A 21109-nucleotide genomic window follows, 5' to 3' on the forward strand; every position below is an offset into this window, starting at 1 on the left:
ACGGCTCCGAAGAGCCGTTCAAGGAAAAAATATTACCGAATTACAATATTACTTACACTGTTCCAGTAACCCAAGTAGCTCCATGTCATAAAGCAAGTCGTTTTTTTCTTCTTCGCTAGCGTCCAGCAGTAACTCTTCTAGAGATCTATCCTTTAATATGTCCGATATGTTATTTCTGACATTAATTTCTACCTCCTCTGGCCCTCTACCAGCCATTAAAACAAGCTTAAACACATTTAACATTAAATTTTCTATGGGTATAAAAGGTACATGCTCATATTGATATGATGCATATCCTATTTCTATACCGTCATACAAAGGCTTCTCGCCTGACTTATTACTCATATCTAAAATATTTCGGCAACAGCCGTAGAAACAGTCTAAAAAATCAGTTCGTATGTCCTTATAACTCATACGTTCGTCATCTATCATTTCAACCTCCGCGGTATCAGAAGTATATTATTGTTATCGAGCACTTCCACCTTGATTCCTGGATATTTTTTCTGAAACTGTTCCACGACACCAAGGCAACTGTCGCAAGCTACGCGCTCAGTAAAAATGGTAACCTTTCCCTTAGCGGCAATGTTCCCCCCCAATTTATCAGCCAGATTATCCAAAATTTTATATTCAGAATCTAGGTTTCTGGGGATTGGGTTACCATCACTATTCTTGATCGTTTCATATGTGAAGTTTCCACCACCTTTCCCAACAAAACTTTTTTCAGCCTTGTCTACACGGCTATGTGCCGCAAGAGTTTTCGGCATGCCTGGGATATCGATTTGTGCAACTGCGGCATTCCCACTTTTTCGAATGTTTTGCGGAAACGGTGCCCTAGCATCCAATACTTGCTGTCTTAATGTAGCAGCCTGCTGAACGGTCTTCTCATTGACCAGATACCCTTTCCAGGCGCTGGTTGGCCCTACCAGTTTGGATGACAGGTACTGGTTGCCGACGCTCGCTTTGCCCATACCGGCAAATGTGCTGGCAATAGAGACCGCCATCACCGAGGCATTCACCCAGTCCGGCGACCAACCGGTCAACTTGCTGATTTGTTCTATCTGCTGGTTGCGTGCAAACAGCTGGCCGTCGGTTATCTGGTCGCCCAAATCATACGTGAATAACTTTTCGCTGTCATAGCCGGCAAACGCCGGATAGTTGCCGAATCGCTGGCGCTCTTTTTGTACCCAGTAGTTGGCAATGAGGCCGTCTTCATCCCGCGTTGACGGGTACTTATTCATCAGGGCTTCAAACTGCTTGCGTTCGTCTGAGTTCAACGCCTCTTGCGTGGTGCAAGCTACTTTTCGGCATGAAGCCGCCATCAGACGCGCTTCTTTTTCCTTGTCGCCCTTAGCCAACTCTTTAATCGCGTTGAGTTCTTCCTGGTGCAGCTGTCGATTGAAGCGTTCGACAAATTCCCCCGCATTTGCACCGCTGGTGGCGCCTGCGGCTTTGGCGGTTACGATGGCCCCTGCAAAGGCGCCCGCTACGCGGCTGATTTGAGCCTGACGCTCCTGCCAACCTTCACTTCTGACCAAATTATCATTGATGATCACCCCGGCCAGCTCCGCCGCCAGCGCCCCTGCCGCCGCGCCTTTGGCATTGCCCTTGCCGATTTCTGCGGCCACGCCCGCCAGAACGGCATGGCTTACGGCCCGGCCCGGTATATCGAGAACCTGACCGTTATCCCCGATCAGATTGGCGCCCTCGGCCTGAACCTGGCTACCGATGTTCGCCAGAAGCGCATTGGTCAGGTTGTCCTTGAAGCTGCCGCCATTGATGGCGGTATTCAGGCTGGAGCTGATGACCGATTGCCCGGCCACCCGCTGCGCCACCTTGCTCCAGTCGCCGTTGCTCAGCTGCGGCAGTTTGACGTTGTTTGGATTGAGCGGTTTGCCCGCCGCGTCCTTGCTCCAGCCCATCGCGCTGTCGAAGCCGTTGAGCGCGCCGCCGATCGCCATCGCCGTGGCGGTCGCCTTGACGTTTTCATTGCTGCCCAGCGCCTGCAGGGTTTTCGACAGGTTGCCTTGATTCTCCACCAGCGCCACCGCCGCCTGGGAGGCCAGCGAAGACATCCCGGCGGTGACCGCGCCGCTGGTTACCGCCCCGCCGCCCACGGCGCCGGAAACGCTGGAGGCCGCCGTGGCCGCCAGTGAACTGCCTGCGGTCACCGCTGCGGCCGCGATGGCGATCACCGCCGCCACCGCTGGGTTCAGGTGCTGGCTCTTGTAATCCCAGCTGTCGTAGGCGTCCTTGACCTTGCTCCACTGCACGTCGTTGCGCTTATTCAGATCTTTGACCCAGGTGGTGCCCGGCGTATTGCCCAGCGCGTCGATGGCGCTTTGCAGCGCCTGGCCGTTTTTCACCTTCACATCGGCGTTGACGCCCTTGGCGGCCTCTACGGTCAAGGCACCACCGGTATGAATGCTCGGCAACACCCACTTATTGTCTTCGTAGCCTTTATTGGCCTGCTTGATAAAGAAGCCTTTCGAATTGCTGACGGTCTGTTCGAAGCTAGTGTTCTTCACTGCCCTGAAGTTAACCTGACCATGAGTACTGGTCAGGCGCGCGTTTTGCCCGGCGGCGATTTTGCTGGCTTCATAGGTACTGTCGTCGCGGCTCATCAGCGTGATATTGCCGGCGGCGGTAAACTCGGTGACCTTGTTGGTCACGTCGTGGCGGGTCTGCTTAACCTCGGTTTTCTTGCCCCACCATTTGCGCTTGGTTTCCTTTTTTTCGTAATGGCTGGACTCTTCCATCGCCTGGGCGTAGAGATAGCCGCCCTTGGCGGCGATATCCATATTCCCGGCGCGCATGGCTTCAGCCTGGTTGTGAGCGTCGACCTGAGCTTTTTGCTTAGCCTCGTCTGCCCCTTTGCTTTTAGCTTCATTGCGTGCGGTAGTCAGACGTGATTGTGCGCCATCGCGGTCTTGGGTGGCCTGAGAGAGGCGCTGTTGTGCATCATTGAGGGCGGATTGTTCGGCATTGATTTCATTGGGGAGCGCATTCGCTCGCTTCTCCTTTTCCAATAAATCATGGGTAATGCCGATACCTTCGGCTGCGATGGCAGCACTTTGTTGCCATAAACCCCAGTCGTTTATTTCCATTAGCTTGCCGTGCTTGGCTGTAAACTCTTGAGATTTCTTGATTACCTCCGCTTGTCTTTGTTTTAGCGAGTTAATGTCACGCTGCAGCGTAGTTAACTCATTGCTTTTACCGTGCTTCGCTTGTTCAGCGCGACTCTTATCCTGCTGCGCCTGATTAATGCGCTGCTGCGCATTTTGAAGTTGCTGCTCGGCAACGGCGATGCGGCTGCCCCAATCAGTCACCGCTACCGGCGGTTTCCAGTTTGCCCCCAACCCTTTCACTACCAGTTTGGTCGCCTGGAACAGAATGCTGCCGCCGGAAATCACCGTCATCAGGCCACCGGCATTCAGCTCGGTCCCTTGCTGGGTGCGAGTTTCGGTAAATTCGTTGCCACCTTCTCGGTAAGTGTGGTTTTGCACCGGCTCGAAGCGCATATCGCCGCCGGAGGTTAGCGTCATGTTAGCGCCGGAAGTCAACCTGGCACCGTAAGTCAGCAGTTGGTTGTTCGCCGCCGCGGTCAGGTTTTTCCCGGCGCTGAGGGTAGTGACCACATGGCGATCGTCTTTGTTGTTGTCGTTGGCAGCATCAATGGCGGAATAGGCGACATTCGATAACCATAGATTCTGCCCGGCCAGCAGCGTGATATTACCGTTGGCGGAGAGCGCGCCGCCCTGGGTGCCGATGTCGCGGGCCGAATTAATCAGCAGGTTGCCGCCGGCGTGTACCCGGCTGCCCAGTTCTGGCGTGCGAGAAGAGGGAAACAGGCGACTAAATTGTCCCCCCAATTCGCGATAGTTCAGATCGGCATTATGGCCGGCCAACAGCGTGACATCTTTGCCTGCTTTAATGTGCGTCCCGCGCAGCGCCAGATAACCGCCGCTGTTGAGCAGCACTGAACCACTGGCGTTCAGCTGTCCGGCATTTAGCAGTTGGTTGAACTGCGTTTGTCGTTGTTCAGGAGATAAATTCTGCGCTAAACGATCGTTATTCAACGCCTCATCATTTCTGACAATCGAAACAGTGCCGTTCGCCGTCATGGCTATATTTTGGCTTTGCGGCGCGAAGTGCGTGTTACGTAGATAAATGCCTTGCCCGGCATTTAAGGTTAAGTCCCCGGCAGCATTCAATTGGCTCAGCCAGCGGGCACCATCGACGCCGAAATAGCGCGGGCTAGGTACAGTGTGCACTTTGACGTTGCCGTTGCGGCTGGTCAAAGTGACATTATGTCCTTTCAGATAGCTTTGACGGGCATCCAACTCATTCACTGCTGCAACGTTCAGATTCTTGCCCGCAGTCAGCTCAGCTGCGTCGGTGTAAAACAGATCGTCGGCAACCACAGTCAGGTCGTTACGCGCGTTTATTTTATCGGTACTGATGACGCGTCCCGCATGCAGCACAATATTGTGAGCTGCCAGCGAGTCAGGCCGCCCCGAAGCCACCACTTCACTAAGCTGATTTCCCGCCGGCGTCGAAGTTTTAATTTCTATCTGGTTTTTAAAATCCGCGACCAAACTGCCGCCGGCCAACATGGCTGAGGAAGGATAGCCAGAAGCCGACCAGCTCTTTTGCCCACCTTTTTTGACATAAATGACATATTCCGGGATCGACGATTTCTGATCCTGCCATTTATGTCCCAAAACAACTTTAGGATTCGGCACCTTCGGTTCGAACAGTGCATAGTCGTTCATGTCCCCCGTCATTTCACTGCGCACGCCCAGATTATTGCCGGTTAAAATCAGGTCGTTAGTCGCTTTTATTGTGCTGACGTGGTTCCAAAATTCCGACGCATTAATGTAGGCATTCTTCCCTGAAATGATTTCTGCGGGACGGCTGTCGGCCACTACGGTAAAACGCACGCGCTCACTGTTGACCCAAGGCGTTTTTTTGAAATCAACATGTCCCAACCAGGTGAAATTTTTATCTTCAAAGTCCGCCAAATAATCAAAAAATTGGTAATCGAATTGCCCCTCGTACACACCATCAGCCAACCAACGATCGATATCCTTGTTGTCCTTCGGCGTATTGGTGGAGGAAATGGCGAACTGCTGGCGAACATTGTTCAAACTCTCCGTGCGTATCACCAAGTCGCCGCTGTTGGTCAGGATTTTCGCCGAACGGTTCTCGACGGATTTAGCCTTGTTGCCCTGCGCATCCTTTTGGATCCACATATTTTTATTGGCGTGCAGCTTGGCGTTTTCCCCCGCATTACGGATGTGGTCGCCGAATATGCGCATATCGCCGCTGGTGCTGGTTTGCCCGTCATTCACCAGCGTCGTTGTCGCCAACGTGGCGTTGCCGTCCGCCTGTACGATAGCGCCCGGCGTAATGTGCAATCCCTTAGCGCTGACATTGAAGTCCCCCTTGCTGTGCGTGGTGCCGTTAAGCACAAGGTTACCGTTAACGCTCAGCGTAATATCCCGCTGTTTGCTGGTGAGGTCTTTCAGGTTCACCCCCACCCCATCCTCATTGGCCACCAGGCGGATTTTGTTGGCGTACATGCCGCCCAGCGCCTTGGTATCCACGGCCAGTTGAGGCTTAGCGCCTTCACCGGCGATCGGTTTGATGCTGCCGTCCTTGAAGCTGATGCGGTTGGCGCCCTGGGTCAGCGACAGATTTTGCGCATTGATTTTGCCGTTCAGCTCGGTGGCGCGGCTGATGATATCGACGTAGTCTGCGCCGCTGCCGTCCAGCCCTTTACCGCCGATGGTGACACCGCCTTTTTTCACCTCCAGCGCTTCCAGCGCGCCCTGCTTGTCGAACTGCGGTTTGCCGGTGGTCAACGTCACGCCCGGGGCATTGATAAAGCCGCAGCCGTCGCAGGTGATGCCATTCGGGTTGGCGATCATCACGTTGGCCTTGTTGCCGAATACCTCGAGCTTGCCCTGCAGCTCGGAACGACTGCCGCCGATCACCTCATTGATGATCAACTCCGCCGGTTTTCCCTTCAGGTAGGTGTTGCCCTGCGCGCTGTAGATCTCCACGCCCAGCTGCGTTTTGCCGCCGTGCGTGGCGTTATTCAACACGGCGCCCTGTGGCCCAACGTTGAAATCTTTATAGGTGTTGTGCGAGATGCCCGCACCGTTCGGCGTGGCGATATTCACCACCGGTACGTCGCCCGGCTTGATAACCACCTGCGTATTGCCGTTGGCGGCGGTGATACCGGCGGCGAACGCCGGGTGCAACGGCTGGAAAGCCGTCAGGTAGATCAGCAAATAGCTGGCGCCCCGCGCCAACGGAGGGTTGAGCTTATCCATATTCATTCCTTCGAAAGGATGTTGTTTTGAACGCCGAGGGCGTTCCTGCTGTGTGCTGGCGTTATAACGTGATGGTGGCTTGCCAGTAGGCCACCCAACGATCCGGTTGCAGGCTGTCTGGGTGCGTCAGCGGTTTACCGACGGTGACCGCCTGATTAAACCAACGGCCGCTTAGCGTGGCGCCCAGCGCCGCACCGACGACGCTGCCGCCGTCTATCTGCCCGGCGCGCCCCTGCAGCCAGCCGGCGTCTAACGCGCCGGTCAAAGAGAGCTCCCCCAGTCCCGGCAAGGTCTGCCATTGCCAGTTGAGTTCATTACGCCAGTAGGCGCCGCGATTACCGGTCAGGTACTGCTCTTTAAAGCCGCGCACCGAGTATTGCCCGCCGATGGAAATGCGCTCGCCGGCATACAGGTTGTCTGCGCTGGTTTGCCCGTAGGCCGAGGTCAGGTAGTAAAGAGAGGGGGCGAGCGGATAGAAATAACTGGCGCTGAGGCCAAGCTTACGGAACTCGCTGCGCGGCGCCCCGTTTCGCTGCGGATCGTCGGCGGTGGCGCCCAGCATGCGCAGCCCACGGCTTATCGTTGGGTTCAGCGTCATATAACCGCCGCCCGCGACCGCACTGTAATTGAGGCCCAGGCTGGCGATGCTGAGCGTCGGGCTGCTGACGCTCAACCGTTCCCCCGCCAGCTTATTTTCCGTGGTGCGCCGCGCCAGCCCGATATCGATGGCCAGCTTACGTTTGCCATCCCGCAGCAACGTGCGGTTCGCGCCCAAACGCTGGGTCTGGTTGTTGCCCTGATAACGGTAAGCGGCACCGTTGAACGGCACCTGCTGGAAAAAATCGTTCCAGGCGTACTGATAGCTGAACAGCCAATAGCCATAGGGGAAGGTGACGCTGCCGTTCAGGCTGCGGCTGCGATGATGCGGGCTGAAATCGTTATTGCGCGCTGCGGAAAGCGACCATTGATCCGCAAGACGCAGCGGATTATCCAGCGAGAAGGCGGCGTTCATCTGTCCGGTGCCGGTGCTTTTCTGGCCGCTGTTATCCGCGCCGAAAGAAAAAGAAACCGGCGCGCGCGTGGCGCCACGCAGCAAAACCACGTTGGAAAAGCCGGGTTGCTCGCCAGGTTGGATATCGATAGTCACCTGTTGCGAGGGCAGGCGGTTGAGCTGCTCCATGCCCTGCTCAATATCGCGCAGATTCAATACGCCACCAACCAGACCGGGGAACGCCATCTTCAACGCCGGCGTCTGCTCGCCGTTTTGCGTGATGGACTCGATTCGCCCCTCGCTGGCGCTGACGATCAACACGCCGCGGGAGATATCCTGCTCCTGCAGCCAGGCCTGTGAGGTGACATAGCCGCGTTGCAGATAAGCGTTGGTGGTTTCGCGCACCAGACGGTTGATGTGCTCCAGCGTCAGGCAGCGCCCCTGATACGGGCGCGCCAGGCTTTCTTTTACCGACCAGGAAAGATGCTCGGCGCCCTCAAAAACAATCTGCCGCACCGGCTGGCAAACCGCTCCTGCGGCGGCCGGTACAGGCAGCGGTAACGCCTGCAATTCAACGTTGTTCTGCAGCGCCTCACGCTGTTGCTGGGCCTGTTCCAGCAACGTTTTCTGCTGTTGGGTAATGCTGTCGCGATCGGCAGGGCTGGTGATTTCCGCGCACCACGCCGAGCTGCAAAACGCCAAAAGCACAGGCCAAACCCTCGGCTTCCATGCACACATTTAAATACATCCATTTACGTTAACTTACATACCTTAGCGAAGTATATACATTTTATGTCGCCAATCAATGATAATGAGAATTATTTTTGTTTGATCTAAATCACAACGCGGAAAAAATGCGCATATGCCACAGCTACTGCAGCTTATTACCCAGAGCGCATTTAATTAATATTAAAATTAAAAAACCGAATAATAAAAACAAATAAATTCAATATAAAAATAACACGCTCAATATCGACAAAAACAAACAAGCAGAGTTTACAAAGTTAATTCACCCTTTTATCTTGGTAGTTATGCTTTAATAATTAATACATAAAAAACATAGTTATTAGTTAACCAATAAAGAAAAACAATATCGGGGATAGCCTCATGTTTAACCGTGATATAGAACTGTTTATTCGTGATTACGTTAATGATATTAAAGCTGGCAGCGCCGCACTGTTCGCCGGCGCCGGGCTGTCTATCCCCGCCGGTTTCGTTAGCTGGAAAGAGCTTATCGGCGATATCGCTTATGAACTGGGGCTGGATATCGAAAAAGAGAGCGATCTTATTTCCCTGGCGCAGTATCACCTCAATGAAAAAGGCAACAGACATAAGATAAATCAAAAAATAATTACAGAATTCGCTGAGCAAGCAGAAGAAACAGAAAACCACCGAATTATCGCCAGATTACCGATAGCGTCACTTTGGACCACTAACTACGACGACCTGATTGAAAAAACCTATGCCCGTTATAATCGCGTATGCGACGTTAAAACCACACCAGAAAGCCTGACCAATAACATTCACAAACGTGATGTTGTTTTATATAAAATGCATGGTGACTATAAAAATCCCAACCAGGCGATTATCACCCGCGAACAATACGAGACTTACTCCCGCACACACCTTCCCTTTATCAACATGCTGATGGCGGAACTGACCGCTAAAACGTTTCTGTTTATCGGTTTCAGCTTCGAAGATCCCAATCTGCAGTATGTGTTGAGCCGCCTCTATGCACAGTATGCCGAAGGGAAAAGAAATCACTATTGCATTATGCGGCGCGTTCAGCTCGGCGACAGCGGCAGTGAAGATCAGGCGTCCTGTGACTACAACAGCCGTAAACAAAGCTTGATGATCAACGATCTGCGCCGTTACGGCATTCAAACGCTGCTGGTGGATGACTATCGGCAAATCACCGACCTGCTGTATGCCATCGAAACGCAGTTTAAGAAAAGCACGGTGTTTATCTCCGGCAGCGCCGACAACTACCATCCTTATGCCCGTGAAGAATCCATCCAGTTCATACATCGTCTGGCGCGCCTGCTTATCCGCAAACAGTACCGCATCGTCAACGGCTTCGGCTGGGGCGTAGGCACGGCGGTGATCAACGGCGCCTTGGAAGCCATTTACGACAGCCAGGGAAAAATCAGCGAAAGCCAGCTGGTGCTGCGTCCTTTCCCCCAATTCGCCAGCGGCGGCATTACCCTACCGGCACTTTGGCACGAATACCGTCAGAACATGATTTCGCTCAGCGGCATCGCAATCTTTTTGTTCGGCAACAAACGTAACGCCGAGGACGAATACGTGCTGGCCGACGGTTTACTGCAAGAGTTCCAGATCGCCACGGAACAAGGCTGCGTCTGCATACCTATCGGTTGTACCGGCAGCGCATCCGCCGAGATCTACCGAAAAATCAAGGAGGAGATGAAAGAAACCCTCTACCACCGCCACCCCGCCGCCATGAATCTGCTGGATCAGCTTAACGAACCGGGCAGCCTGGCGGAGAAGAAAAAATGCCTGTTGGCTCTTATCGATATCATTACTAAGGATAACCCCCGATGACCAGAAAATGTTTTTACAGTTTCCATTATGAGCCGGACAACTGGCGCGCTTCTCAGATACGTGAAATGGGCACGCTGGAAGGTAACCGGCCGGCCACGGATAATGATTGGGAGGAGGTGAAAAAAGGCGGCGATAAAGCCATTGCCGATTGGATCAAAAGCCAGTTGGACAACCGCAGTTGCGCCGTGATTCTCGCCGGTAAAGATACCGCTAATCGCAAATGGATTAATTTCGAAATCTGCGAGGCCTGGAAAAAAGGCATGGGCGTGCTGGTGGTGTATATCCATAACCTGAAAGACAGCGCCGGCGACCAAACAGAGAAAGGTAAAAACCCGTTGGATCACATCAAGCTGGGTGACACAAAGCTCTCCGCGATCGCCAAAGCCTATGATCCGCCTTACCTGACCAGCACCAATGTCTATAACCACATCAAAGAAAATCTGGCTGAGTGGGTAGAAGAAGCGATCCGCATCCGCGCAAATTACTGATGCCCCTGATAGACAAAAGGCTGCACAGTTGTGCAGCCTTTCGTTTGTTCATAGTCCAAACGCCTCACCCATACCGCCCGGTAATATAATCCTCGGTGCGGCGCTGGCGCGGCGAGGTAAAAATCGCGTCGGTATCGTTGTATTCCACCAGCCGCCCCTGATGAATAAAGGCGGTGTAGTCGGAGACGCGCGCCGCCTGCTGCATGTTGTGCGTCACCAGCACCACGCTATAGCGCTGCTTGAGTGCGGAAATCAGCTCTTCGATGGTCAGCGTGGAGATCGGATCCAACGCCGAGGTCGGCTCGTCGAGCAGCAACACTTCCGGCTCGATGGCGATGGCGCGCGCGATCACCAGGCGCTGCTGCTGGCCGCTGGACAAGCGGAACGCGTTTTCGCGCAGCCGGTCCTTCACCTCATGCCACAGCGCGGCGGCGCGCAGCGAACGCTCCACCGCCTCATCCAGCAAACGCCGGTCGCGCACGCCCTGCAGCCGCAGGCCGTACACCACATTTTCATAAATCGATTTCGGGAACGGGTTCGGCCGCTGGAACACCATGCCCACCCGCCGCCGCAGCGCCGCCACGTCGATCTGCGCGCCGGAGATCGCCGCGCCGTTCAGCTGCAGTTCGCCCTCGATGCGGCTGTTGTCCACCAGATCGTTCATGCGGTTGAAACAGCGCAGCAGCGTCGATTTGCCGCAGCCCGAGGGGCCGATCAAAGCCGTCACCCGGTGCTTCGGGATACGCAGCGAAATATCGTGCAGCACCTGTTTGTCGCCATAAAACAGGTTCAGGCCGTTGACCGCCAGCGCGGTCTGTTCATCGTCGAGATGCTGGACATCCAGCCGGGGCAAACTGCCTGGCGTCATCAAACCCATTACGCACTCCCCAAAAATAGCGTCATTGTTACTGCGACCATGCTCGGTACCGCTCCCTCAACGAATGGCGGATACCCATCGCCGCCAGATTCAAACTCACCACGATCGTCACCAGCAGGAAGGCGGTGGCGAACACCAGCGGCCGCGCCGCCTCTACGCTCGGGCTCTGGAATGCCATATCGTAGATCTGGAAGCTCAAATGCATGAACTTCCGCTCCAGGTGCAGATACGGGAAAATCTCGTCTACCGGCAGCACCGGCACCGATTTCACGACCCCCACCAGCATCAGCGGCGCGGTCTCCCCGGCGGCGCGCGCCACCGCCAGGATCAGGCCGGTCATCATCGCCGGCGCCGCCATCGGCAGCACGATGCGCCACAGCGTCTCGGCCCGGCTGGCGCCCAGCGCCATCGAGCCCTGCCGCAGCGAGGCGGGAATGCGCGACAGCCCTTCCTCGGTGGCGACGATCACTACCGGCAGCGTCAGCAGCGCCAGCGTCAGCGCCGCCCACAGCACGCCGGGCGTACCGAAGGTCGGGTTGGGCAGGGACTCAGGATAGAACAGCTGATCGAGCGTGCCGCCAATCATATAAACGAAGAAGCCGAGGCCGAATACGCCATAGACGATCGAGGGCACGCCGGCCAGGTTGACCACCGCGATGCGGATCACCCGCGTCAGCAGATTGTTGCCGGCATATTCGTGCAGATATACCGCCGCAATTACGCCAAACGGCATCACCACGATCGACATCAGGATCACCATCAACACCGTGCCGAAAATGGCCGGGAACACCCCGCCTTCGGTATTCGCTTCGCGCGGGCTGTCGGTGAGGAACTTCTTCACCTGCTCGCCCCAGTGCGCCAGCTTCTCGGAGGTGCTCATGGCGTTCGGGTACCAGGCATCGCGCACCTGGCTGAGCGGAATGGTCAACGTCTGCCCGTGCATGTCGCGCAGCAGCAACGCGTCGCGCTGGCGATCGCGGTTCAGCCCCGCCAGACGTTCGGACAACAGCTGATACTGCCGCTGCAGCTCCAGCCGTTCGGCCTTGATGGCGTCCTGTGCGCGGGCGTCCAGCTTATCGTCGCGCTGCAGGCGCTTTTCCCGCAGCCGCAGCGCGTCAAACTGCTGATTGATGCGCGCCATGTCGCGGAATTGAATGTCGTGCGCCTGGCGCGAGAGCGCGGCGATTTGCGGCAGGCGCTGCTGCAACGCCTGCCCCAGATTGCGGCCAGTCAGCGGTTGCCCATCTTCCAGCAGCCCCGCCAGATAACCGTAGGCGGTGCCGTGGCTGTCGCGTTCCAGCACCAGCAGGCTGCGCGGCGTGCTTTGGCTGTGGACATCGCTGGCCAGCAAGGTGCGGAAATCCTGCCCCTCGCGCTCGCGGTTGCCGACCTTAATCAGATAACGTTCGACGTTCTGCGCCTCGCCCGGCGGCGTGACGCCCGCCTCGGCCAGCTGGCGCCGGGAAATACTTTGCTGCTGATACAACTCGCCGATCACCGTCACCGGTCCGGCGCCGTTCTGATTGAGTTCGAACTGATAAACCGGGCTCGGCCAGAAATAGCGCATCCCCTGCCCGGCCAGCAGCAACAGAATGCCGATCAGCGCCAGCAGGCTGACGGCCACCGAACCGGCGGTCAGCCATATCCACGGCGACCCGCTCTTCACCCAGTTCTTCATGGCGCCTCCTGATTCGGCGTGTAGCGCTTGCGCAGCCGCAGGCGCACCGCCTCCGCCAGCGTGTTGAACACGAAGGTGAAGACAAACAGCACCAGCGCAGTCAGGAACAGCACGCGGTAATGGCTGCTGCCGGATACCGCCTCCGGCATTTCGATGGCGATATTGGCCGCCAGCGCGCGCAGCCCCTGGAACAGGCTGCCGTCAATAATCGGCGTGTTGCCGGTGGCCATCAGCACGATCATGGTTTCTCCCACCGCGCGGCCAAAGCCGATCATCAGCGCGGAGAAAATGCCGGCGCTGGCGGATGGCAGCACCACCTTGATCACCGTCTGCCATTGGGTGGCGCCCAGCGCCAAAGAGCCCTGGCTCAGGGTGGCCGGTACGCTGAACAGCGCATCCTCCGCCAGCGAGAAGATGATCGGCACCAGCGCGAACCCCATCGCCACGCCCACCACCAGCGCATTGCGCTGGTCATAATTATCCCCCAGCCAGAAATGCAGCGGCTCACCGAACAGCGCCACCTCCAGCCACGGCCCCAGGCTGAACGCCAGCCACACCGTCAACGCCAGCAGCGGCAACAGCAACAGCAGATCGACGCCCGGCCGGCAGCGCGGCATAAAGCGATGGGTCAACGCGCCGCACAGCAGCACCGCCGCCGCCAGCAGCAGCGGCAACGCCAGCACCGCCAACAGATACTGCTCGATGATCGGCGCCAGCCAGATGCCGGCCACCAGCCCGATCACCACCGTCGGCAACGCGCCCATCACTTCGATAGCCGGTTTGATCACTCGCCGCAGCCCCGGCGTCATAAAGTAAGCGGTATAGATGGCGCCGGCCAAGGCCAGCGGGATGGCGAACAGCATCGCGTAAGCCGCCGCCTTGAAGGTGCCGAAGATCACCGGCATCAGGCTGAATTTAGGTTGGTAGCTGTCTTCGCCGGAAGTGGACTGCCAGACATAGGCCGGCTGCGGGTAGTTCTCGTACCACACCTTGCCCCACAGCGAACGCCAGGTGACGTCCGGATACGGGTTGTCGAGCGCATAGCGCTGCCAGCCCTGCGCGCTCTCCAGCAGCAGGCCATCGCCGCGCGGCGCGAACGCCATTTGCCGCACCTCGGCGCCCAAACGGGTATTCAGCAGCGGCTGCGGTTGAATGGTAGAGAATAGCGAGAAGCCGCCATCAGGCCGCAGGGTGGCGAACACCCGGCGATAAGGTTCAGCCACCGTCAGCTCCTGCCCGTCGGCGCCGTGGTCGAAATGCTGTACCGGCGTCAGGCGCCAGCGCTGCTCTTTTTCCACCTCGAACCACTCGCGCAGGTTGCCGTCGGCGCCCTTGATCAGCAGCGCGCTGCCGCCGGGCAGCGCCGTCATCTGGTACGGGGCGTGTTCGCCCAAGGTGCGCGTTTCACGCAGCTGCAGCTGCGCGCCGTCGATCTGGTAACGCGCCAGCCGGTTGCCCGCCAGCAGGTAAAGCTGGCGGCCATCCGGCGTCAGCACCAACTGCTCGGCGTCGTGTTCCAGCGTACGTTCGCTGAACTGCGGCGGCCGATCCGGGCTGAAACGGCCGAACACCAGCCGCCGATCGTCGGTCACCCCGGCCAGCAGGTACTGCCCGCGATGCGCATCCGCCAGCGACAACAGCTTCAGCGGCTTGCGCTGCGGATCCAGCGCCAGCGGCGGTTGCCCGAGCGGGAACAGCCACTGCGGCCGGCCGTTTTCCGCCGTGGCGAAATCCGCGCGCGCCACCACCAACCGGCCGTCGGCCTGCGCCAGCGCAAACAGATCGCGCTCGCCGGCGGCCTGCGCGAGCAGCACCGGTTTGGCCAGCAGCGTTTGCTGCGCCAGCGGTGTCTGAGCCTGGCCGCTCGGCGCCGGCGACAGACGATAAAATTGCCCCGCGCCCTGCGCATCGATGCGATAACCGACGTGCTGCTGCACGTCCATGCCCAACGCCAGCGCCGGGGAAGACGCCGCAATCGGCAGTGGCTGAGCCTGCCCAACCGAGGCCGGTTTGAACAGCGGCAGCACCGCAAACAGCAGATAAACGAAGATCAGCATCAACGTCATCAGCACCATCAGCCCGCAGGCGGTCACTGCCGCCTGCACGCCGCGGTCGATGCGCCCGCGCAGGCGATCTCGGGGATGTTGATTTGCCGTCGTCTGTGTCATGTGTCTCGCTGTCGCTGATGTAATCGGGCTTACGCCGTAAGATAACCGGGCATCTTATGTCAGTTTTATGACGTTTGCATGACAAAGTTACCCGAATCAACCCAGGTTTTTTACACTGCAAAAAGACAATATGAATTTGATATATTGCTGAAAAATGACCATAAACACGCTTTATAACGCCAAAAATAAGCCTGCTAACCGTCATTTCATGCTGATCGTTTCACTGCCGGGCATCCCACCGTGGGGAAAATTTCTTGCCGGCGAAAAACGCCGCGCGCCAACGCAATGGATATGTTGGACTTTCCTGTCAATCTCTCGCAATAATGATGAAGGACACTAGAGCGGCATCCGGGCGCTGCGTCCCGGATCCTATTCTAAAATTGAACTGGAGTGGCAATGGGTCAGGAAAAGCTCTACATCGAAAAAGAACTAAGCTGGTTATCCTTTAATGAACGCGTGTTGCAGGAAGCCGCAGATAAGAGCAATCCCCTGATTGAACGAATGCGTTTTCTGGGCATTTACTCCAACAACCTCGACGAGTTCTATAAAGTCCGCTTCGCCGATCTCAAACGCCGCATCCTGATCAGCGAAGAGCAGGGCTCCGCCGGTGCCTCGCGCCACCTGCTGAAAAAGATCCAGGCCAAGGTGCTGAAAACCGATCAGGAATTCGACGGCCTGTACAACGATCTGCTGCTGGAAATGGCGCGCAACCAGATCTTCCTGATCAACGAACGCCAGGTGTCCGAAAACCAGCAAATCTGGCTACGCCAGTATTTCAAACAGCATCTGCGCCAGCACATCACGCCGATCCTGATCAACCACGACACCAATCTGGTGCAGTTCCTGAAAGACGATTACACCTATCTGGCGGTGGAAATTATCCGCGGCGCGCGCACCGACTATGCGCTGCTGGAAATCCCGTCGGACAAAGTGCCGCGCTTCGTCAATCTGCCGCCGGAAGCGCCGCGCCGCCGCAAGCCGATGATCCTGCTGGACAACATTCTGCGTTACTGCCTGGATGAGATTTTCAAAGGCTTCTTCGACTACGACGCGCTCAACGCCTATTCGATGAAGATGACCCGCGACGCCGAGTACGATCTGGTGACCGAAATGGAATCCAGCCTGCTGGAACTGATGTCCTCCAGCCTGAAACAGCGCCTCACCGCCGAACCGGTGCGCTTCGTTTATCAGCGCGACATGCCGAACGAAATGGTGGAGCTGCTGCGCGGCAAGCTGGGCATCTCCAACTACGATTCGGTGATCGCCGGCGGCCGCTATCACAACTTTAAAGATTTCATCAGCTTCCCGAACGTCGGCAAGGCCAATCTGGTCAACAAGCCGCTGCCGCGTCTGCGCCACATCTGGTTCGACGGTTTCCGCAACGGCTTCGACGCCATTCGCGAAAAAGACGTGCTGCTCTACTACCCGTACCACACCTTCGAGCACGTGCTGGAGCTGCTGCGCCAGGCGTCGTTCGATCCAAGCGTGCTGGCGATCAAAATCAACATCTACCGCGTGGCGAAAGACTCGCGCATCATCGAATCGATGATCCATGCCGCACACAACGGCAAAAAGGTCACGGTGGTGGTCGAGCTGCAGGCGCGCTTCGACGAAGAGGCCAACATTCACTGGGCGAAGCGCCTGACCGAGGCCGGCGTACACGTGATCTTCTCGGCGCCGGGGCTGAAAATCCACGCCAAACTGTTCCTGATCTCGCGCCGTGAAGGCGATGAAATTGTGCGCTATGCTCATATCGGCACCGGCAACTTTAACGAAAAAACCGCGCGCATCTATACCGACTATTCGCTGCTGACCGCCGACTCGCGTATCACCAACGAAGTGCGCCGGGTGTTCAACTTTATCGAGAACCCCTACCGGCCGGTCACCTTCGACAACCTGATGGTGTCGCCGCAGAACTCGCGCCTGAAGCTGTATGAGCTGATCGACAACGAAATCGCCAACGCCCAGGCCGGGGAACAGGCCGGCATTATGTTGAAAATAAATAATCTGGTGGATAAAGGGCTGGTAGATCGGTTATATACCGCGTCCGGCGCCGGCGTGAAGATCCGCCTGCTGGTGCGGGGCATGTGTTCCCTGATTCCCAACCTGCCGGGGATCAGCGACAATATTCAGGTGATCAGCATCGTCGATCGCTTTTTGGAACACGATCGGGTTTACGTTTTCGACAACAAAGGTGACAAACGGGTGTATCTGTCCTCCGCCGACTGGATGACCCGCAACATAGATTACCGTATCGAAGTGGCGGTATCGCTGCTGGATCCGGCGCTGAAACAGCGCGTTCTGGACATTCTGGAGATCCTGTTCAGCGATACGGTCAAGGCCCGTTATGTGGATAAAGAACTGAGCAACCAGTACGTGCCGCGCGGCAACCGCCGCAAAGTGCGCGCCCAGGTGGCTATTTACGAGTATTTAAAAGCTCTGGAACAACCAGGACAGTAGGCCAGCAACTATGCCGCTAAAAAACACTGCAACGAACAAACCGCAGGAAATCGCCGCCATCGACCTCGGGTCGAACAGTTTCCACATGGTGATCGCCCGCGTCGTCAACGGCGCCTTACAGGTATTGGGCCGTTTAAAACAGCGGGTGCACCTCGCCGACGGATTGGACAGCAACAACGTACTCAGTGAAGAGGCGATAGAACGCGGCCTGGCCTGCCTGGCGCTGTTTGCCGAACGGCTGCAGGGCTTCCCGGCGGATAACGTCACCATTGTCGGGACCCACACCCTGCGCCAGGCGGTGAACGCCGAAGTGTTCCTCAAGCGCGCCGCCAAAGTGATCCCCTACCCGATCGAAATCATCGCCGGCCAGGAAGAAGCGCGCCTGATCTTCATGGGCGTGGAGCACACTCAACCGGAGAAAGGCCGCAAGCTGGTGATCGACATCGGCGGCGGCTCGACCGAGCTGGTGATCGGCGAAGACTTCGAGCCGCTGCTGGCGGAAAGCCGCCGCATGGGCTGCGTCAGCTTCGCCCAGCTGTTCTTCCCCGGCGGCGAGATCAGCAAAAACAACTTCCGCCGCGCGCGGCTGGCGGCGGCGCAGAAGCTGGAAACGCTGGCCTGGCAGTACCGCATTCAGGGCTGGCAGTACGCGCTGGGCGCCTCGGGCACCATCAAGGCCGCCCACGAAGTGCTGGTGGCAATGGGCGAAAAAGACGGTCTGATCACCCTCGAACGCCTGGAAATGCTCGCCGAACAGGTGCTGCAGTTCAAAAGCTTCAGCTCACTGAGCCTGCCGGGGCTGTCGGAAGATCGCCAATCGGTGTTCGTGCCGGGGCTGGCTATCCTGTGCGGCGTGTTCGATGCGCTGGCGATCCGCGATCTGCGCCTGTCTGACGGCGCGCTGCGCGAAGGCGTGCTGTATGAAATGGAAGGCCGCTTCCGCCACCAGGACATCCGCAGCCGCACCGCCAAAAGCCTGGCCGATCACTACAACATCGACCGCGAACAGGCCAAGCGGGTGCTGGAAACCACCGAACTGCTCTATTCGCAGTGGATGGCGCAAAACACCAAGCTGGTGCATCCGCAATTGGAAGCCCTGCTTAAATGGGCCGCCATGCTGCACGAAGTGGGGCTGAGCATCAACCACAGCGGCATGCATCGCCATTCGGCCTACATTCTGCAAAACTCCAACCTGCCTGGCTTTAACCAGGAACAGCAGCTGCTGTTGGCGGCGTTGGTGCGTTTCCACCGCAAGGCGATCAAGCTGGAAGAGCTGCCGCGCCTCAACCTGTTCAAAAAGAAACACTACCTGCCGCTGATCCAGCTGCTGCGTCTGAGCACCCTGCTCAATAACCAGCGCCAGTCGACCACCACGCCGGAAACGCTGCGCCTGACCACCGACGACAACCACTGGACGCTGCGCTTCCCGGCCGGCTACCTGGCGCAAAACAACCTGGTGCAGTTGGACTTCGAGCGCGAGCAGGCCTACTGGAATGACGTCGTCGGCTGGAAGCTGCTGATCGACGAAGAAGGCTCGCAAGACGAACAGCGCTCCGCCTGATCCCCCGCCCCCTGCCAGCCAGGGGGTTTTTCTTTCCGCCCTCGCTCCGCCAACGTAAACGAAACCCTAATACGGCGCGCCGCTCGCCGGAAAAAAATGGACAACTTTTGTCATCAGCGCCTAAAATCCGGTTACAAATTCTCGAGCGAATAACACAGGACACCGGCATACCGGGTGATATATGCGCAAGAAAACCACCGGACAGATGACGAAGATAGTGTTGTTTATCAGCTTTATCATTTTAGTCGGCCGACTGCTGTACGCCGCCGTGGTGGCGGTGCCTCATCATCAGGAAAAAAAGCAGGCCGCTGCGCAAAACGCCGCCGAAGTCAGCGCGCCGCAACAGGACGCCTCCTCTGAATAACCGCCGCGCCCCGTCCGTTTCATAAAAATGACTCCGGCACTCGCTATGCTCTATCTTTTAATGAGCCTGCGTCAGGAACGCCGAGCGCCCGTTAAGGAACACCATGTCAGCCGCAACCCATAACGTCAAAAAAGTCGCTGAACACCGCCAGCGCATTCTCACTCTGTTGTTGAACAATAAGGAATTGGTCGACGGCATTCTCGGCCGGCCAGGGGATGAACACGCCCTCAGCCAAAGCGAACTGCTGAACCAAACGGCGGAAATTACCGGCCTGCTTGACGACATGCACGCCGCCGACCTGGCGGACCTGCTGGAAGCGCTGCCGCAGGACGAACGCATGGCGCTGTGGCGGCTGGTGGGCAACAGCAAGCGCGGCCAGACGCTGGTGGAAGTCGCCGAACCGGTGTGGGACAGCCTGATCGAAGAAATGAGCGATAAAGACCTGCTCAAAGCGATCAAAACGCTGGACGTGGACGAACAGGCCTATCTGGCGCAATACCTGCCGCGTAACCTGATGGGCCGGTTGCTGACCTCGCTGGAGCCGGAGCAGCGCGCTCAGGTGCGCGAGATGAGTCAGTACGCCAAAGACAGCGTCGGTTGGATGATGGATTTCGAACTGGTGACGGTGCGGCCGGACGTCACGCTCGGCGCGGTGCACCGTTTTTTGCGCATGCGCAAAACCATTCCCGACGCGACCGATAAACTGTTCGTCACCGATCGCAAAAACACCCTGCTGGGCGAACTGCCGCTCACCGCGGTGCTGCTGAACGACCCGGAAATCCCGGTACGCGAAGTGATGGACAGCGACCCCGCCACCTTTCAGCCTGAGGACAAGGCCGATGAAGCGGCCGGCGCGTTCGAACGTTATGACCTGATCAGCGCCCCGGTGGTTGACGCCAAAGGTAAACTGATGGGCCGTCTGACCATCGAAGAGATCGTCGACGCCGTCAACGAAGAGAGCGACACCAACCTGCGCCGCATGGGTGGTTTAAGCCCGGAAGAAGACGTGTTCGCCCCGGTCAGCAAAGCGGTCAAAACCCGCTGGGCCTGGCTGGCGATCAACCTTTGCACCGCGTTCGTCGCCTCGCGGGTGATCGGCCTGTTCGAGCACACCATTTCCCAGCTGGTAGCGCTGGCGGCGCTGATGCCGATCGTCGCCGGCATCGGCGGCAACACCGGCAACCAGACCATCACCATGATCGTGCGCGCGCTGGCGCTGCACCAGATTGAAGTCGGCAACATCTCGCGCCTGATGCTCAGAGAGCTGGGCGTCGCCATCATCAACGGCGTGGTGTGGGGCGGCATCATGGGCGTGATCACCTGGCTGCTGTACGGCGACGCGGCGATGGGCGGCGTGATGACGCTGGCGATGCTGCTCAACCTGCTGCTGGCGGCGCTGATGGGCGTGGTGATCCCGATGACCATGCTCAAACTGGGCCGCGATCCGGCGGTCGGCTCGAGTGTGCTCATCACCGCGCTGACCGATACCGGCGGCTTCTTCATCTTCCTCGGCCTCGCCACCCTGTTCCTGCTGTAAGACGCTCAAAGCCGGCCCCGCGCCGGCTTTTTCGTCATTCTGTCGCCGGATTTGCGCTAACGCAGTAAAGTCGGCCCTCCCGGTA

Annotated in this window: 12 protein-coding genes; 6 read left to right on the forward strand and 6 right to left on the reverse strand. The window is 57.5% G+C overall.

Features of this window, described 5'->3' with window-relative positions:
- Nucleotides 1-48 precede the first annotated feature (48 nt).
- The 3 genes from J9788_RS18595 to J9788_RS18605 form a co-directional block, all read right to left on the reverse strand.
- Nucleotides 49-432, reverse strand: coding sequence for a hypothetical protein (locus J9788_RS18595; protein WP_049186689.1), 384 nt, complete (start codon nucleotides 430-432; stop codon nucleotides 49-51).
- Nucleotides 429-6338 (reverse strand): DUF637 domain-containing protein, encoded by a 5910-nt coding sequence (locus J9788_RS18600; RefSeq protein WP_182265510.1) that lies wholly within the window; start codon nucleotides 6336-6338, stop codon nucleotides 429-431. Before J9788_RS18600 ends, J9788_RS18595 begins: the two co-directional genes overlap by 4 nt.
- 61 nt (nucleotides 6339-6399) lie before the next feature.
- Nucleotides 6400-8067 carry a ShlB/FhaC/HecB family hemolysin secretion/activation protein gene (locus J9788_RS18605; protein ID WP_046899187.1) on the reverse strand — a complete coding sequence of 556 codons (1668 nt, stop codon included), beginning with the start codon at nucleotides 8065-8067 and terminating at the stop codon, nucleotides 6400-6402.
- Between the two features lie 369 nt (nucleotides 8068-8436).
- On the opposite strand from J9788_RS18605, the gene J9788_RS18610 reads away from it, so the two are divergent.
- Nucleotides 8437-9891 (forward strand): SIR2 family protein, encoded by a 1455-nt coding sequence (locus J9788_RS18610; protein WP_182265511.1) that lies wholly within the window; start codon nucleotides 8437-8439, stop codon nucleotides 9889-9891.
- On the forward strand, nucleotides 9888-10379 hold the full coding sequence (locus tag J9788_RS18615; protein ID WP_046899189.1) for a TIR domain-containing protein: 492 nt from the start codon (nucleotides 9888-9890) through the stop codon (nucleotides 10377-10379). Before J9788_RS18610 ends, J9788_RS18615 begins: the two co-directional genes overlap by 4 nt.
- A gap of 64 nt (nucleotides 10380-10443) precedes the next feature.
- Here J9788_RS18615 and pstB read toward each other — a convergent pair whose 3' ends face one another.
- The 3 genes from pstB to J9788_RS18630 are packed head-to-tail and all read right to left on the reverse strand — an operon-like array spanning nucleotide 10444 to nucleotide 15102.
- Nucleotides 10444-11256, reverse strand: coding sequence for a phosphate ABC transporter ATP-binding protein PstB (gene pstB, locus J9788_RS18620; protein WP_182265512.1), 813 nt, complete (start codon nucleotides 11254-11256; stop codon nucleotides 10444-10446).
- 28 nt (nucleotides 11257-11284) lie between these two features.
- Nucleotides 11285-12934 (reverse strand): phosphate ABC transporter permease PstA, encoded by a 1650-nt coding sequence (pstA, locus tag J9788_RS18625; RefSeq protein WP_182265513.1) that lies wholly within the window; start codon nucleotides 12932-12934, stop codon nucleotides 11285-11287.
- Nucleotides 12931-15102, reverse strand: a complete 2172-nt coding sequence (locus J9788_RS18630) for an ABC transporter permease subunit (RefSeq protein WP_182265514.1) — start codon at nucleotides 15100-15102, stop codon at nucleotides 12931-12933. The genes pstA and J9788_RS18630 overlap by 4 nt, the downstream gene beginning before the upstream one ends.
- Nucleotides 15103-15498: 396 nt before the next feature.
- On the opposite strand from J9788_RS18630, the gene ppk1 reads away from it, so the two are divergent.
- The 4 genes from ppk1 (at nucleotide 15499) to mgtE (ending at nucleotide 21024) form a co-directional block, all read left to right on the forward strand.
- Nucleotides 15499-17562 (forward strand): polyphosphate kinase 1, encoded by a 2064-nt coding sequence (gene ppk1 / locus J9788_RS18635; protein WP_033644044.1) that lies wholly within the window; start codon nucleotides 15499-15501, stop codon nucleotides 17560-17562.
- Nucleotides 17563-17572: 10 nt separating this feature from the next.
- The gene (ppx, locus tag J9788_RS18640) at nucleotides 17573-19123 is read left to right on the forward strand and encodes an exopolyphosphatase (RefSeq protein WP_033632396.1); all 1551 of its coding nucleotides are present in this window, start codon (nucleotides 17573-17575) and stop codon (nucleotides 19121-19123) included.
- Between the two features lie 181 nt (nucleotides 19124-19304).
- Nucleotides 19305-19487, forward strand: a complete 183-nt coding sequence (locus J9788_RS18645) for a YfgG family protein (protein ID WP_004941600.1) — start codon at nucleotides 19305-19307, stop codon at nucleotides 19485-19487.
- A gap of 103 nt (nucleotides 19488-19590) precedes the next feature.
- Nucleotides 19591-21024, forward strand: a complete 1434-nt coding sequence (gene mgtE, locus J9788_RS18650; protein ID WP_015378729.1) for a magnesium transporter — start codon at nucleotides 19591-19593, stop codon at nucleotides 21022-21024.
- Nucleotides 21025-21109 lie beyond the last annotated feature (85 nt).

It is taken from the genome of Serratia sp. X10 (assembly GCF_017811775.1).
Lineage (GTDB): Bacteria > Pseudomonadota > Gammaproteobacteria > Enterobacterales > Enterobacteriaceae > Serratia > Serratia ureilytica.

Excerpts from the sequence above, each read along its gene's own strand:
- J9788_RS18595 (WP_049186689.1), bottom strand. The coding sequence starts at position 432 with ATGATAGATGACGAACGTATGAGTTATAAGGACATACGAACTGATTTT.
- J9788_RS18600 (WP_182265510.1), bottom strand. The coding sequence starts at position 6,338 with ATGGATAAGCTCAACCCTCCGTTGGCGCGGGGCGCCAGCTATTTGCTG.
- J9788_RS18605 (WP_046899187.1), bottom strand. The coding sequence starts at position 8,067 with ATGTGTGCATGGAAGCCGAGGGTTTGGCCTGTGCTTTTGGCGTTTTGC.
- J9788_RS18610 (WP_182265511.1), top strand. The coding sequence starts at position 8,437 with ATGTTTAACCGTGATATAGAACTGTTTATTCGTGATTACGTTAATGAT.
- J9788_RS18615 (WP_046899189.1), top strand. The coding sequence starts at position 9,888 with ATGACCAGAAAATGTTTTTACAGTTTCCATTATGAGCCGGACAACTGG.
- pstB (WP_182265512.1), bottom strand. The coding sequence starts at position 11,256 with ATGGGTTTGATGACGCCAGGCAGTTTGCCCCGGCTGGATGTCCAGCAT.
- pstA (WP_182265513.1), bottom strand. The coding sequence starts at position 12,934 with ATGAAGAACTGGGTGAAGAGCGGGTCGCCGTGGATATGGCTGACCGCC.
- J9788_RS18630 (WP_182265514.1), bottom strand. The coding sequence starts at position 15,102 with ATGACACAGACGACGGCAAATCAACATCCCCGAGATCGCCTGCGCGGG.
- ppk1 (WP_033644044.1), top strand. The coding sequence starts at position 15,499 with ATGGGTCAGGAAAAGCTCTACATCGAAAAAGAACTAAGCTGGTTATCC.
- ppx (WP_033632396.1), top strand. The coding sequence starts at position 17,573 with ATGCCGCTAAAAAACACTGCAACGAACAAACCGCAGGAAATCGCCGCC.
- J9788_RS18645 (WP_004941600.1), top strand. The coding sequence starts at position 19,305 with ATGCGCAAGAAAACCACCGGACAGATGACGAAGATAGTGTTGTTTATC.
- mgtE (WP_015378729.1), top strand. The coding sequence starts at position 19,591 with ATGTCAGCCGCAACCCATAACGTCAAAAAAGTCGCTGAACACCGCCAG.